Here is a 15,489-nt window from a genome sequence, read left to right as displayed (position 1 = left end):
CCCTCAGCGGACCGCCATATCTTCGATCTCGTGGATCCGGCCGTCCCGCATCTGGAGAAATAGATTGTCCGACGAATCCAGGGGCTTCGTAAGGGTATATCGCAGTACCGTCGCACCCACCTGCTCCCGCGCGGGCATTTGGAGGAAATCCCGAATCGCTTTGGCCACTTCGGACTCCCGCCGCAGGGCATCGCTCGGCGCGACTTCCGCAATCTCCACCGAATAGACCTCGTGCTCGCCCCTCAAGCCCGGCACAATCGGAATAATGTCTTCCGCAAAAGCCGCCTGCTCGATACCCGTGGTGAAATAGGTTCCCCCCTGCGCGCGGCACTCCAGGGTCTTGTCGTCGACCCGCACCACCTCGGAGGGTGTGCCGCCCTGCGCGTCGATACTCGGATTCATCAGCATGATTCTGCGACGCGCGAAGGACTCGTCCAGCAACCGGGCCCCCGGCACGATGTTGGTATTCTGTGACCAGGGCACGTCAAAAATGTAGACGTTGGTGGCCGCCGGCTTCTCCCGGAGGATTCGGGCGAGATCCGTGGCCGCCGTCCGCGCTTCGAGGGAGCCAAGTCCAAAAAGAAGCGAGGAAACGAAGCCGTAGAGCACGCCGTAGCCCACAAGCACCTTGACGCCATGATTCGACACCTTGCGGGCCCAGGGGCGAGGCGACGCGTCAAGCGAATCCCGCAGGTACAGATAGGCGATGGGAACAACGAGCGAACACATATAGAAATAAACGGGATTGAAACCGATATTGAGCGTGGGCGCCAGCGCGAAGGCTATCCAGCACGCGAAGAAATAGCGAAAGGGCGATGGAAGCCAGCGCAGTATGGCGACGGCAAACACAACGGCAATCACCGGCATGATCCACAGCAGTGGCGCGCACCGCTCGAACAGACTTGGGACGATGAAGGTGGGCCACTGAAGAAACAGCGCCAGGGGCGCGTGGTAGATTCGCGAAATCAGGAAAGGCAGGAAATCCGGATCGGAGGGCTGGTGATAGTAGAACATCCCCTCCGGCGGCAGCGGGAAACCGCCGAGCGCGTAGTTTCGGATGACAAAGTAGGGCGCCAGCATGAGAAAGAGGGGCGAGATCACGGCAAACCGCCGCGCAAAGGCCGCCAGGCTCTTCTGCTGCGGCGGATAGAGGAAAAGCAGCGCCAGGGCGTGCCAGAAGGGCAGGATAACCGCCGATTCCTTGGAGCAGAGGGCAAGCAGATATGCGCCAAACGAAACGCCGTATTGCCAGGGTTTGCCCTGGGCGTAAAACCTGCCCATGAACATGATCGACAGGATCACCAGCGTCGCCGCAAGCAGTTCCGTCCGACCGGAAACCCAGGCCACGGTGAAAGAGTTCGGCACGAACACGGCAAACAGCAAGGCGGCCAGCAAACGTTTCCGACGATCAAACCCGAAGTCCGCCGTCCAGAAATAGAGCAGGGTCGTCACCGCGAAATGCAGGATGAGATTGGTGACGTGATAGCCCCCGCCCCAGGCGCCGAAAACCAGATATTCCAGCTTCATGATGGCCATATAGAGGGGACGGAAGAAATGAAGCTCAAACTGGGGAAAGTTGTAGGGCGTGTAGCCGTCGGTCATGTCCGCCGCGCCAAAGCGAAAGGAGTTCGCCAGTTCCGCGAGAGACCAGGGCGTTTCCCGTGCGCGCCGAAGCAGCATCAGATCATCGCTGACCAGTCCGCTGAACAGGGTGGGTGAATAGGAAACCAGAATGACCGACGCCAGAAGCAGCAGATCGCCCCTGGCCGTGCCTTCGCCGGAAAAACGGGTGCGAATCCAACTCATGATGGGTTACTCACTTGAATCGGGCTTCCGCCCTGCGTTGAAAAATCGGCCTCATTCAGAAAGGGTATTTCCTTCACCCCGTCCCGGGTGAGCTGGAGAAACAATCGGTCATTCGCGGCCAGCGGCGTCTTGAATCGGTAACGCAGCACCGCGATGCCGTTCTGACTCGCCGGGGGGATTCGGTAGTGATGTTTGATTCGCGTGAGGAAATCGGGCGCGCCATCGGCTTCCGCTTCGGCCTCGATCACTTCCATTTCGTAATCCGGGTGAATGGCCTTCATGCCCGGCGCGAAGCGTTCAAGGGGATAACCGATGAATCCCTCCTCCACGCCGATCTTCAGCAGCGCGCCGCCCTTGGGCCGGAGCTCGAAGGCATACGCGTCCACCTGCGTGATGTCGCAGGCCGCCGGGTCGAAGAGATTCTCCCGAATCGACAGCAGGTAGAAGTCCTTGTCGGCGTGCTCCTCGTACTTGAAGCGTATTGCGGGAACGAGGTCGAAGCCCGCCGGGGGAAGGTCCACAAAAAACACGGACCTCACCTCGGGCTTCGACGCGAGAATCTCGGCGGTCTCCCGTGCGGTTACGCGCGAAGGCTCCCCGATCACGTGGGCATTCACCGCCCCGCCGATGGCATTCAAGAGCCCGAAGCTCAGGGCGGACACGAGCAGCACCTTCGCCAGCTTCGGCTGCCACGAGACGGTGGCCGCGCGGTACTTGCGATACATGAAGACGTAAAACACCGCCATGACCGGCGAGCACAGGAAATAATAGATCGGGTTCAGTCCCATGGGCAGGGTAGGCGCGATGCACACCCCGATCCAGAAGAGCATGAAGAAGCGAAAAGGCGGGCGCGTCTCGCGGTACACCGCGACCAGCGTGACGATTGCGATTAATCCCGTGGCAATCGCCGTGGGCACGGAATACTGGATCAGCACCGGCGGCAGTAGTATGGGGAACTGATACACGAGGGTGAGGGCCGCGTGGATCAGCTTGCTGATGAGAAACTGTGTGAAACCGGGATCCAGCGGGTGGTGAAAGTAGAAGCCCTTGAGCGGCGGTGGAAACCCCCCGAGCATGGCCGATCGCAATGCGAAATAGGCCGGGACCATGAGCACGAAGGGTAACAGGGCAAGCAGGCGGACCTTGAGGCCGCCAGATTCGTCCCCCGAGGGACGGTACAGAAACAGGGCCGCAACCCCGTGGAGCAGGGGCAGCATGACGGCGTTCTCTTTGGAACCGAGCGCGAGCAGCCCGGCGATAAACGCGCCCACAAAAAACAATAGCTTCCGGTTGGCGTAAAAGCACCCCAGCCAAATCACAGACGCGAGAAGGAAAACATCCGCGATCAACTCCGTGCGGCTCGCGATCACGTTCACCGCCATCTGGTTCGGCGTGTAAAGAATGAAGAGCATCCCGAGCAGCATGCGGTCGCTTCGATTCAGGCCGAAGTCCCGCGCCCACCGCACGACAAGCAGCACCATGGCGATAAAGACAAGGATATTGGTGACGTGAAATCCGGGGGGCCAGTCGTTCCAGAGAGCGCTGTCGAGTTTGAGCGACGCCATAATCACCGGTCGAAAATACTGGAGACTGAAATGATTGAAGGGACCCGGAAGCCAGCCCGCGGTGTAGTCGGGGTGTTCCAGGCGGAAGGACGTGGCAAGCTCCGGAAAGGACCACGAGATGTGCCGCGCGTTTCGGATCAGGATCAGATCGTCCGTGAGTACATTGGAGGCCAGAGACGGGCCGAACGCCAGGATCGCAAGCCCCACCAGCAGGGCAATATCACGGAGCGTCATCCGTGTCTCTTCGCGTGTATCTTCAAGCATGCGATCAATTCCAGAATTCAAGTTGGGGAAAGGTCGGGCAAGGCGCCATCTCAAAGGTTGACGCCGTAGTCCTTGCAGAAGGCCTCGATGTCCCCCTTCTCAAAGGAATCCGGCCAGATCCGGAAAAAGCACTCCCACTGCTCGGGATAACGCCGGACAACTTCTTCAAAGTAACTCATGTACTGCTGGGCAAAGGCCTGGAGCCGCTCGTCTTCAGGCATCGTCCCGGCCTCGGGCGCCGAAAAGGGCGCGCCAAACTCCATCCGAAATCGTCGGGGCCCCGTCCAGACGCAAATGCCCGGCAGGGCAACGGGGTTGTAGCGGCACGCCAGCGTTGCCGGTCCACCTGGAACTAACGTTTCCCGGCCGAAATATTTCACCCGAATTCCCTTCGGCGAGGTGAGGTGATCTCCCGCCACAATCACGGTGCCACCCGACTTCAGGAGGGCCAGAAATCGGCGCAGCGAATCGCCCGGATTCGCCGACTCTCCTCCCTGGGCGTGATACGCCTTCTGGAGCGCCGCCTCGGTCGTCTCGTCGAAGATGCGCCGGGCCCCCCCAATCGAGGGATTGCCCAGACAGGGAAGAGCGAGCCCTGCCAGTATCCCATAGGAACCCACGTGGTGCGTGATCAGCAGGACGCCCCGGCCCTCGGCGATGGCGCGCTGGTAATGCTCCAGACCGACGACCTCCACATTGCTCTCGAAGAATGCCCGCGACAGACGGGGCAGCGTGAAAATGTCCACCCACTTACGGGAGAAGGTATTCCGGATGTTCTCATTCACCAGCCGCCTCAACGCTCCGGGCGGAACGCCGTCGCCCACCAGCATCGTGAGATTCCGGCGGACATGGCGCCGGATTTGGGGCGCGAAGAGCATGGCCCCCATGACGGCACTGGCGCCAAACCCGTAGACCACGCCAATGGGCATCCAGCGGGCGAAAACGAGGAGCGCAATGACAAGACGCCCGGCGAGAAAACCGACCACGCCGCCCTCCATCATCCCGCCATAGTCCCGCGACGGAGCGGCCTTGGGGGCCTTCCCTGAGAATCCCATCCCTTGTGCGCTCCAATAAGAAAGCCGCGGCCAGTTCCAGAAAGTGGTAGACAATTGCACGGGTACCGCGCACATTTGCGGCGGCGTCGCCATCGCGGAACGGAAAGCTATCCATCGGCTCCGTCCGCCGACCGTGGGCGAGAAAGGAACTCAGCCGGCGCCACCGGGAGATTACAAGTACCGCCGGGGGCAGAATCCTATACTTGTAATTCGGGCCAGCAGCGGCGAAGTAAGGCGGAATTATGCCACGGGGGGCGCGAGCGCTTCAAACCCGAGTCGGAAATCCCGACCTATTTCCAGCCCAGCGCAAGGTCGATTAACTGGCGGAGCCGGCCGCCGGGCACCGCAACCGACGCGCCCGGGGCGGGCGGGAAAAAAGGCACATAGGCGCCGTCCCGCCAGGAAACAAAACGCAGCGACGGGTCTTCAAGGGGCGTGTCGAATCGAAAGCGCACCTCCGATGGCACGCCTTCGCGGGTGGCGGCGATCACTTCGATCTCGAGTCCGTCCAGGGAAAAGCGGTCGCCCGCCTCAATGGGATCGGTGGCCGGCAGCCGGAAAATGTCGGCCCAGGGCGTCGTGAAATAGCCACCCTCCGGTCGCAGGATGATCGTGCGGGCGTCTTCCCGTTCGACGGTCAGATCTTCCATGCCGGAGTATAGCCACCACCAGTGCTGTACCAGGGGCTCGCCCCGCGAGGATCGGTGAATCGGCAGACTCGCCCCCAGAAGATCGTTGGGCGTGTTGATGGCCACCACCCGCGTCGATGCCGGTAGATCGACCGGGATCGAGGGGTTGGAGCCGTTCAGCACCCGGTTCATGATGCGGATATGCTGCGTGCCCGCAATCAGGCCCAGCGGAGCCACCACAAAGTGCGAAACGATAAGAAAGATTGCCAGCGGTGAACGAATCCGCCCGCGGAATCCCCCCGCCCGGCACGCGGACAGGTCGGCCAGCAGCATCGCCGAAAGCCCCAGCGCCCCAAAGGAAGAAAACATCATGAGCCGGTCCATCGGCAGCGTCGCGCAGCCGGGCACCGCCGCCAGCACCGATCCCACAAACATGAAGCGCGCCTCGGGACTCCGCCGCAACAACGGCAGCACCGCCCAGCCGAACACAAACAGAAATCCGATGGACAGCGCGAGCTGGACATGACTCCACGGCGCGGGGGTCAGGCTCCAGAGCATGGCGTCGGGCATGGCCAGAAGCCCCAGAAGGAGAACCGCCAGCCGTACGGGCAGACGCCAGAGAAATTCAGCCGGATCCGCCACCGGATCGATGTACAGCCCCGATCCTTCCGTGCCGTAGCCCAGGCTGGAATAGGCGATACGCCACAGTATCACCACGGCCAGGTAGGGCAGCAGGGCGGCGATGGCGCGGACATAGCCTGCCGGGCCGCGCTCGGGCCCCTGATGCGTTGGATCGAGAAAAAGCGCATAGGCCAGCAGATAGCCCCCCACGGACACCCCCGACTCGCCGCTGAGCAAGGCAAGCGCCAGCCACAGCGTCGAAAGCGCGCCGAAAAACCAGCCGGGGCGCCCCCCCGCCCGCGCCTTGCGCCAGCGGTCATGGGCGGCCAGCAGCAGCAGGCCAAAGAGCAGCGTCAGGATCGCGTTGCGCATGGCGAGCCAGGTAACGGGTATGGCGTGGCCCGAGTCGACGGCGAAGGCGATCGCGGCCAGGCCCGCCGCCCAGCGCGGTTCGATCAGCCGCCGGTAGAGCACCGTGGCGATGGCAATCAATATCCCGTAGAGCGCAAGGCTGTGGAGATGCATGGCCCATGCGTTTGCGCCGAAGAGGCGGTAGTCCACCCAACTGCTCAATGAGGAAATGGGACGCCAGAAATTGAGCTTCCAGCCTTCCACCGTCCACCAGGGCAGGAGACCCCGCTCCATGAGTTCATGACGATCCGCCGGATCCCCTTTGGAGAAGGAAAAGGTCTCAAGCGGGCCAAGTTCCTGGGTATCGAAACCCGGACTGCCCTTGAACACCATGAGGAAAAAATGATCGTCCTGCGCAAAGCCGATCCACACCGCCGGCAGGGTCAAGAGAAGCCCCAGAACCACCGCAACGACGCCCAGCTTCCTCGTCGACAGCCCCTGAAGCAAGTTCACGGACCGAATTGCGCTGTGCGGAATGCAACCGGCGCTTGGAGAAGCAGTTCCGGCCAGTTCCGGCGCCGAGGGTCTTGGCATGGATGGTTACCTGAGGTTGGGTACATTCGAATCGGTGCTGCCCCGCGCGAGGCGGCGTAAGTGAGCGGTGGCCGACCGTCTCACTCGGGGCCTGGAGTACGTGCGCCATACCCCTGTTCGCAACGGCTTGGGCGCATAGTATGGAGTTCCAAAACTTTCAAGTCAAGTGCTCGCCGCGACATAGCCCCGATCACGAGCCGGAAAATCACCTCGAACTTGTAACCGGCCCGCCCTTCCCCCTATCCTTCCCTTCTATCCAGAATGCCGACCCATTGATTTGGAAAGGACCACAACCCCATGTCCCCCCTCCTCCAACTGACCCGACGCGATTTCTTCCGCTCCGGAGCCGCGGCGAGCGCCCTCGCCATGACGGCGAATAGCTACGCGAAAACGCCGGGCGCAAACAACCGCCTGCGTATGGCCTTCATCGGCTGCGGCACCATCGCCACCCACCACCTGGAAAAGCTTATCCCCATCCGGGAAGAGGAAAACCTGGAGCTGGTCGCGGTGTGCGATGTATACAACAAGCGCGCACTGGACTTTCAGGGCAAAATCCAGGAAGCCGGGGGCAAAGCCAAGGTCTACAACGACTACCGGAAAATTCTGGAGCGCAAGGACATCGACTACGTCCTCATCGCCACCCCGGAGCACTCCCATTCCTACATCACCCTCGACGCCCTCGACGCGGGCAAGCACGTTTACGTCGAGAAGCCCATGACCCACGACATCAAGGAATCCCAGGAAGTCGTGCGCAAAGTGAACGAGACGGGCCTCAAGCTCCAGGTGGGCGTCCAGGGCATGGCCGACGACAGCTATTCCAGCGCCTTTGAAGCTATCAAGGCGGGCAAACTCGGCATGCTGGTCCAGGCCCAGATCGACTACGTGCGCAACTATGAAGGCCCCGGCCCCTGGCGGCGTGAGGGCGGCGACAGCGATGCGGCCAAACCCGCCGATCTCGATTGGGACGCCTGGCAAAAGCCCGCGCCGGTCCATGAATGGGATCCCCACCGCTACTACGAGTGGCGCTGCTATTCCGACTATTCCGGCGGCGTGGCGACGGATTTGTTTGTCCACCGCCTTACCCGCCTGATCAAGGCCTGCGGCCTCCAGTTCCCCGAGCGCGTCGTGGGCATGGGCGGCATCTACACCTGGAACGACGGCCGCGACCTCCCCGACAGCCTGGAGCTGCTGGCCGAATACCCCGCGATGGAAGGCATCACCAACGGCATGACGGTCCACGTCCTCGGCACCATGGCCAACGACGATGGCAACCCCCACTGCATCCGCGGCACGGACGCCACCCTGACCTTCACCAAAGACGGCTGGGAGATCAAGAGCGACGTGACCGCCGACAAGGACGCGATCATCGCGACCCACAAGAAGACCGGCGGCGAAGACGTCGATCCCCACCACCGCAACCACCACGCCGCCATCCGCGACGGCGCAGCCTTGAACTGCCCGGCGGAGCTCGGCCTCTACGGCGTCGTCGCGGTGCGCATGGGCAATCTCTCCTGGTTCAACAAGAAGATGATGGCCTGGGACAAGGAAAAGGAAGTGGTGACGCCGGCGTGAGCCCAGAGAAAGTGACCACCGAAGGCGGATACCAGCCGTCGGCCGCAATCAGTAGTTTTAGACACGGAGACACGGAGGCACGGAGAAACAAGAGTTTCAGAAGTACCGGTGCTGAGTTACGACACCCTTTTACCTTCGAGGTGACTTCTCAAATCTCTCTCCCGCATTCTGTTTTCTCAGTGCACGCCCTGATCCATGGTTATTTGATTGACCACGGGATTTACGGAATAGGCTACCCCTTGCCGACTTGCGCCTACTTAAACGGGTAGTTCAGGAATTCATACGCTTATCTGTGCGGATCTGTGTAGATCTGTGGGAGAACCTTTCTTTATTTCAATATCGCCTGAGGCACAGGCATTCCAGCACGGTCAGTACTCTCTTTTCCGTGAAATTCCGTGCCTTTCCGTGGTCAATCATATTCTTCAAAGGATTAACGCACACCCATGATCACTTCCCCCCTCCCCACCCGCCACACCGGCCCCGGCCTCGTCGATCTGCAGGTGAACGGCTACGCCGGCATCGACTTCAATGGTGCCGACGACGTCTTCACCCCTGAGACCTTTCACATGATCCGCGAGAAGATGAATTCGCGCGGCGTGCTTGTTTCCCTGCCGACCTACATCACCGCGTCCCCCGCGCGCCTCGAATCCAACTGCCGCGCCTACGCGAAACTGGTGGAAGCCGATGCCGAACTCGCGGCCGCCTTCCCAAAGCTCCACATCGAGGGCCCCTTCATCTCCTCCGTGGAAGGCCCGCGCGGTGCGCACCCGCTGGAGCACGCCATCAACCCCGCCGACGCGCCGGACCTCATGGCGCGCCTGCAGGAGGCCTCGGGCGGACGCCTGGGCATCATCACCCTCGCACCGGAATTGCCCGGCGCGCTCGATCTCATCGCATGGTGCCGCGACAACGGCATCGTATCCGCCGCAGGCCACACCAACGCCACGTCGGCCGAAATCCGTGCGGGCGCGGAGGCGGGCCTGGTCATGTCCACCCACCTGGGCAACGGCTCCCACCAGATGCTGCCGCGCATGGACAACTATATCCAAGCCCAGCTCGCGGAAGACGGCCTCTTCGCCAGCTTTATCGCCGACGGCCACCACGTGCCCTTTTTCACGCTGAAGAATTTCATCCGCGCCAAACGCTTCGAAAAAACCGTGCTCGTATCCGACGCGATCATGGCGGCGGACTGCGGGCCGGGCCGCTACCAGCTTGGGGATTTCGAGGTGGAAGTATCCGAGACCTTGCGCTGCACCAAAGTGGGCCACGCGGGACTCGCCGGCTCGGCATTGACCATGGATCTCGGCGTCATCAACACCGCGCTCCACACCGACGCCAACTTCGAAGAAGCCTGGACCATGGCCTCAACACGCCCCGCGCAACTCGTGGGCATACCCGTGCCCGCCGACATCACCGTGGAGGTGAGCGAAGCGGGATTCAGCCTCGCAGGGACAGCGTCGCCCTGCGATTAGGACGGGCGGAAGCTCCTCCGTGTGCGATGGACCGTCCAAGACGAGGGAAGACATCCGTAACTGGCGAGGCTGTCCTGTTGTCTGACGCCGTGCCCGCCGACATCACCGTGAACCTCGCCGTCGCGGCACAACCTCTGTGTCCGTTACACTTGCACCACGGGCATGGCGTTGAAAGTATAGGTTACTCTCGCTGGCAACAGGACAGCCCCGCCGGGTGTAGTGACTTTCACTCGGATAATTGGACTAATGGACACTCAGATTCTCCCACACGCCTCAGTCCCCGGGCGACGCTGTCCCCACCGGCCCCGGCAAGCGTTCCAGCTTATCCGGATTGCGCGTGACGTAGAAGGCCCGGATCTTTCCGTCCTCAATTTCCACCGAAAAAGCGGTCTCGGGACGCAACCCCGAATACACGATGATGCCCGGCGCGCCGTTGAGCCAGATCGCGCGATACGAAAACTCCGCCGGCCGAAAGCGCGTGTCCACGCCGATGAAAAAACGCGCGATCTTGTCCGCGCCCCGAATCGTGCGCCGCGCCGCGCTGGCCTTTCCGCCATGGTCGCTGTAGAGCGCCGCATCGTCCGCCAGCAGGTTCACCAGCACCTTCACCTCGCCATCGCGCACGGCCGACATGAAGGTATTCAGCAACTTATCCCGCGCGTCTTCCCGCGCCTCGAAGCGCAGCGCCGGGGCCTGCACCCGCTCCTTCGCGCGGCGCACGATCTGCCGACAGTTGTCCTCGCTCTTGCCGATGACATCGGCCACCTCGGGGTAGTCATAGTCGAAGACTTCCCGCAACAGGAAGGCCGCCCGCTCCACGGGATTGAGCCGCTCCAGCATCAGAAGAAAGGCCGTGGAGAGCGACTCCGCCAGGGCAATATTCTCCGGCGCGGATACCTCCTCCGTAGCCAGGGGCTCCGGCAGCCACTCGCCCACATAGGTCTCCCGCTGCTTTCGCGCGGAGCGCAGCAGGTCGATGCTCATGCGCGTGACCATGGTGCATAAAAAGGCCTGGGGGTTGTCCACCGTCGCGTGATCCACGCGCTCCCAGCGGATGTAGGCCTCCTGTACGATGTCTTCCGCATCGTGGACGCTGCCCAGCATGCGATAGGCAATGCCGAAGAGCAGTTTCCGGCGGCTGTTGAAGGTAGTGAGTGGATCCAAGGTTTGTTTTCTCGTGGTTGGGTCCGTCACGCCGGCGTTGCGGTCCGCACGGCACGCGGCCGCACCGCGCATAGCCCGTCGGACTCAATGCCCAGCGGCTTGTTCACCAGATTATAGAAGTGCTCGACGGCATTCGCCAGCGTAATCTCCACAATCTGCTCGTCGGTGTAATGCTTCTTCAATTCCGCAAACGTGGCGTCGGTGGCTTCGTGGCGCTCCGTCACCTCCGCCACATAGGCCAACGCCGCCCGCTCACCATCGGTAAAGATGGGATCGTTGGCGAAATCCGTTACGCGCCACACCTTCTCCAGCAGGGCAGGATCGCCGGCGGCAAAGGAGGCCGTTATGTCCACACAGAATCCGCACGCATTCCGATTGGCCGTGTACGACTGGATCAGCAGGAGAAGGCTCGGCGCAAGCCGGGATTCCCGGGTCATGTACTTCGTGATCGCCTGATACACGGGGATAATCGCGGGCACACGGGCGCTTACGACCTTGAAGGGCGTGACCACTTTGCCAAAGCGACGTTTACAAAAGGCATAGGCCAGTTTCATCTTCAGGCTGCGGGGTGTTTCGATGGGTTCAATTCGCATGGAAGGTCTCCTGAGGTTGTTTTCCATAGCCATGACGAGGCGGCGGACCGCTTTGTGACACCCGATCACGCCTCAAACTTGCACAACAGCCCCGGACTGGAGTAGGTTGGTGGCGTGGTGGACGGGCGGCTTGATGTGAGATTCCTGTGTTACGTCGGGCGTCGATACGCGCTCCATCGCCATTGCGCACGTTGTTCAAGTGCCACCAACCGGTTTCGAAGGGTTGTGCCTTATGCTTGGCTGGATGAAATCAAAGAAGCCCGATACCCCCGCGGCGGTCGCACCCCTGCCCACCGCCGCTCCGGCGCCCCGCCCGACCCAGACCCCCGCCCCGCGCCCCGCGGAGACCTCGAGTCATGCCCAGGCGCAAGTGAGTGCCAAGTCCCTGCCCGCCATCCTGCTGGAACAGGGCAAAGCGTCCCGCGAGCAACTCGAACGCGCCCTGGCCATCCAGAAGGAAACCGGCGCTTTCCTCGGCGAGATTCTGGTGGAGGAAGGTATTCTGGATGAGAAATCCCTCCTCTCCTTCCTCGCGAAGTTCTGCAAAATTCCTCACCTGAGCCTGCTGGACTACCTCATCGATGCCGAGGTGGCCGCCCTGGTGCCCAAGGAAGTCTGTCTCGAGTATCGCCTGATCCCCATCGACAAGCTCGGCAAGAACCTCACCATCGCCATGGTGAACCCGCTGAACACAAAGGCCCTCGAAGTGGTCCAGGCACACTGCCCCGACCTGCGCATCAAGCCGATTCTCTGCGCCCACAAACACTTCGAAACCGTCGTCGCAAAGGTGTTCGCCGAGGACCGCGGCGCGACAAGCGGCAGGGACCTCTCCTTGTCGAGCTTTGGCATCAGCCTTTCACCCGCGGAAAAGGCCGAATATGCGGCACGGCGCGCGGAAAGCGCCGCACTGGCCGCCGCGGAAGAAATACCCGCCGCCGCACCCGTCGACTCCCCCATGGACTTCGCGGAAAAAAAGATGACCGACAGCACCCACCACCGGGTGCGCTTCGCGGAAGAGGGCGGCCAGGAAGACCTGCCCGACACCCAGTCGGTTTTTGAAGGTGTCTTCCACGCCGCGCCCGCCACGGACGAAAGCACCGACGACGGTGACGCGGAATCGCCGGACAAGATCCTCAAAGAAGTGACCAACGCCATGATGGACAGCATGCGGGATACCTACGAAATCCTCGCGCGCCGCATGGACCTCTTCCGGGGCCTGGAGGCCGAGATGATCGCCAAGATCTTCGCCCGGGGCCTCACCGTGGAATACGAGGCGGGCGAAGTCATTTTCAAGAAAGGACAGGAGGGCGAATCCCTCTATCTCATCCTGAACGGCAACGTCACTATCGCCGACGATGGCCGCGAAATCGCCACGCTCAAACAGGGCGACATGTTCGGCGAGATGGCCCTCATCAGCCAGGGCAAGCGCAGCGCCGACGCCGTTGCCCTGAACGACGTGAGCCTGCTGGGGCTGAAGATGGACATCATCAACAACATCATGCCCCGCGACGTGTCCGTGCAGTTGCTGGTGAACATCATCCTGACCCTGAGCCGCAGGTTGCAGGAAGCCAATGCCCAGTAGGGACTGACGCGCCCCAGGAGGCCAAGTGGAGGGTAATCACCCCCACGCTTTATCTCGTTCCCACGGTCCTCCGTGGGAATGCATACCGTTCCGCTTCGCGGAACAAACTGCAGCGCCGACACTTGGGTCAATATCACCGTTGACGGGCAAGGCATCAGCCCGCCCTTATGCGATGGAAATCATCCAGGCCAATCTCCCACGCCATGTACCGCAGGAGCGGCACGGTATGCATTACCACGGGGGACCGTGGTAACGAGTGGGCAGTGGAATTTCGACCGTTCGCCAATCCCAGCCGTCAGCGCAACCCCTACGCCCCCTTCTGCTGTTCCTTCGCCCAGGCGTCTTTCAGGGTCACCGTGCGATTAAACACCGGCGCGCTGTGCTTGTGCTCTTTACTGTCGGCGCAATAATAGCCCAGCCGCTCAAACTGCACGCGCTCGCCCGCCTTCACCTGCGCGAGTGCGGGTTCCACCAGGCAATCCTTCGCGATCTCCAGGCTGTCCGGATTGATGTTCGTCGTCCAGTGCGCGCCCTTCTTCCCGCGATTCGGGTTTTCCTTGGTGAAGAGCAGGTTGTAGTTGCGCACCTCGGCGGGCTTGGCGTGTATGGCCGAAACCCAGTGCAGCGTGGACTTCACCTTGCGACCGTCGGGCGCGTCGCCGCCCCGGGTCGCCGGATCATACGTGCAACGCAACGCCGTGATCTCGCCCGTCGCCGGATCTTTGTCCACTCCCGTGCAGGTAATGAAATAGGCATAACGCAGGCGCACTTCCCGGCCCGGCGCCAGGCGGAAGAACTGCTTGGGAGGATTCTCCATGAAGTCCTCCCGCTCGATATAGAGCACCCGTGAAAAGGGCACGACACGCGACCCGGCTGAAGGATCTTCCGGGTTGTTCACCGCCTCCAATTCTTCTTCCTGCTCCTCGGGATAATTCTCGATGATGACCTTCAGCGGCTTCACCACCGCCATGAAGCGCGGCGCGGTCTTGTTCAATTCATCACGAACAAAATGCTCCAGCCACGCAAAATCCACCGTGCTGTCCGCCTTCGCCACACCCACGGCCTCGCAGAAGGCGCGAATCGCCTGCGGCGGATAGCCCCGGCGGCGCATGCCGGAGATGGTGGGCATGCGGGGGTCGTCCCAGCCCTCCACGTGCTTGTCCTGCACCAGCGTGAGCAGATTGCGCTTGCTCATCATGGTGAAGCTCAGGTTCAGGCGTGCAAACTCGATCTGCTGGGGATGGTGAATACCCAGCGCGTGGATATACCAGTCGTAGAGCGGGCGATGATCTTCAAATTCCAGCGTGCAGATCGAGTGAGTGATCCCCTCCAGCGAGTCCGACTGCCCGTGGGTGTAGTCGTACATCGGATAGATCTTCCACTTGCTGCCCGTGCGGTGGTGCTCCGCCTTCAAGATACGATACATGACCGGATCGCGCAGGTTCAGGTTCGCCGCCGCCATATCAATCTTCGCACGGAGCACACGGGTGCCCTCGTCAAACTCACCCGCGCCCATACGCGCGAAAAGGTCCAGATTCTCCTCCACGCTGCGATCACGGTAGGGGCTGTTCTTCCCCGGCTCCGTCAGCGTGCCGCGATACTCCTTCATCTCCTCGAAGGTCAGATCGCACACATAGGCCTTGCCTTCTTCAATAAGCTGGATGGCCCAGGCGTGAAGCTTGTCGAAATAGTCCGACGCGTAGTATTCGTGTTCGCCCCAGTCAAAGCCCAGCCAGCGCACGTCCTCTTTGATGGACTGCACGTATTCGTCCTCTTCCTTCGAGGGGTTCGTGTCGTCAAAGCGAAGGTGGCAGCGCCCCTGATAGCGCTCGGCCAGGCCAAAATTCAGACAGATCGACTTGGCGTGGCCGATATGCAGGTAACCATTGGGCTCCGGAGGGAAGCGGGTGACCACCTGGCCTCCATTTTTTCCCGTCGCGATATCTTCTTCGATGATATTGCGAATGAAATTGGAGACTTTGCGCTCTTCACTGGGTTCCGGGGTCTGGGGCGACGTCATCGGGGCACTTTCATGGAAATTGGGACTACGGTATCTATCCGGGGTGCGGGCAGGCAGCCCGAAGGGACTGGCCGGGCGGGAATCGCCGCAAAATAACACCCGCTGCGTAAGGCCTGTATTATCAGGGAGCAGCAAATACACAATCAAGTTGCGGCGACGGGACCGTCCCGAATGGCACTAACTTCACGGGATTGACCTTGA

Annotated in this window: 10 protein-coding genes; 3 read left to right on the top strand and 7 right to left on the bottom strand. The window is 61.6% G+C overall.

What is annotated here, in order from left to right; all coding sequences use genetic code 11:
• Positions 1 to 3: 3 nt before the first annotated feature.
• The 4 genes from JNK74_09135 to JNK74_09120 form a co-directional block, all read right to left on the bottom strand.
• The gene (locus JNK74_09135; GenBank protein ID MBL7646336.1) at positions 4 to 1,806 is read right to left on the bottom strand and encodes a hypothetical protein; all 1,803 of its coding nucleotides are present in this window, start codon (positions 1,804 to 1,806) and stop codon (positions 4 to 6) included.
• Complete coding sequence (locus JNK74_09130) at positions 1,803 to 3,635, bottom strand: hypothetical protein (GenBank protein MBL7646335.1); 1,833 nt, start codon at positions 3,633 to 3,635, stop codon at positions 1,803 to 1,805. Before JNK74_09130 ends, JNK74_09135 begins: the two co-directional genes overlap by 4 nt.
• A 50-nt stretch (positions 3,636 to 3,685) precedes the next feature.
• Positions 3,686 to 4,690: a lysophospholipid acyltransferase family protein gene (locus JNK74_09125; protein MBL7646334.1), complete on the bottom strand. Its 1,005-nt coding sequence runs from the start codon at positions 4,688 to 4,690 to the stop codon at positions 3,686 to 3,688.
• A 290-nt stretch (positions 4,691 to 4,980) separates the two neighbouring features.
• Positions 4,981 to 6,804 carry a hypothetical protein gene (locus tag JNK74_09120; GenBank protein MBL7646333.1) on the bottom strand — a complete coding sequence of 608 codons (1,824 nt, stop codon included), beginning with the start codon at positions 6,802 to 6,804 and terminating at the stop codon, positions 4,981 to 4,983.
• 378 nt (positions 6,805 to 7,182) lie between these two features.
• Here JNK74_09120 and JNK74_09115 point away from each other — a divergent pair, with 378 nt between their 5' ends.
• Together JNK74_09115 and JNK74_09110 are read left to right on the top strand one after the other, a co-directional pair.
• Positions 7,183 to 8,457, top strand: coding sequence for a Gfo/Idh/MocA family oxidoreductase (locus tag JNK74_09115; GenBank protein MBL7646332.1), 1,275 nt, complete (start codon positions 7,183 to 7,185; stop codon positions 8,455 to 8,457).
• A gap of 443 nt (positions 8,458 to 8,900) precedes the next feature.
• Positions 8,901 to 9,929, top strand: a complete 1,029-nt coding sequence (locus JNK74_09110) for an N-acetylglucosamine-6-phosphate deacetylase (GenBank protein MBL7646331.1) — start codon at positions 8,901 to 8,903, stop codon at positions 9,927 to 9,929.
• Positions 9,930 to 10,202: 273 nt separating this feature from the next.
• Here JNK74_09110 and JNK74_09105 read toward each other — a convergent pair whose 3' ends face one another.
• Positions 10,203 to 11,165 carry an RNA polymerase sigma-70 factor gene (locus tag JNK74_09105; protein ID MBL7646330.1) on the bottom strand — a complete coding sequence of 321 codons (963 nt, stop codon included), beginning with the start codon at positions 11,163 to 11,165 and terminating at the stop codon, positions 10,203 to 10,205.
• Positions 11,120 to 11,686, bottom strand: coding sequence for a carboxymuconolactone decarboxylase family protein (locus JNK74_09100; protein MBL7646329.1), 567 nt, complete (start codon positions 11,684 to 11,686; stop codon positions 11,120 to 11,122). Before JNK74_09100 ends, JNK74_09105 begins: the two co-directional genes overlap by 46 nt.
• A gap of 244 nt (positions 11,687 to 11,930) precedes the next feature.
• On the opposite strand from JNK74_09100, the gene JNK74_09095 reads away from it, so the two are divergent.
• Positions 11,931 to 13,268: a cyclic nucleotide-binding domain-containing protein gene (locus tag JNK74_09095; GenBank protein MBL7646328.1), complete on the top strand. Its 1,338-nt coding sequence runs from the start codon at positions 11,931 to 11,933 to the stop codon at positions 13,266 to 13,268.
• A 307-nt stretch (positions 13,269 to 13,575) separates the two neighbouring features.
• Here the strand turns inward: JNK74_09095 and JNK74_09090 are convergent, their stop codons facing one another.
• Positions 13,576 to 15,288 carry a glutamine--tRNA ligase/YqeY domain fusion protein gene (locus JNK74_09090; protein ID MBL7646327.1) on the bottom strand — a complete coding sequence of 571 codons (1,713 nt, stop codon included), beginning with the start codon at positions 15,286 to 15,288 and terminating at the stop codon, positions 13,576 to 13,578.
• Between the last annotated feature and the right edge of the window lie 201 nt (positions 15,289 to 15,489).

Source organism: Candidatus Hydrogenedentota bacterium, from assembly GCA_016791475.1.
In the GTDB taxonomy this organism is placed as follows: Bacteria; Hydrogenedentota; Hydrogenedentia; order Hydrogenedentales; family JAEUWI01; genus JAEUWI01.
The sequence above is the reverse complement of the archived record's forward strand: the minus strand, read 5'-3'. Positions and strand labels throughout refer to the sequence as shown.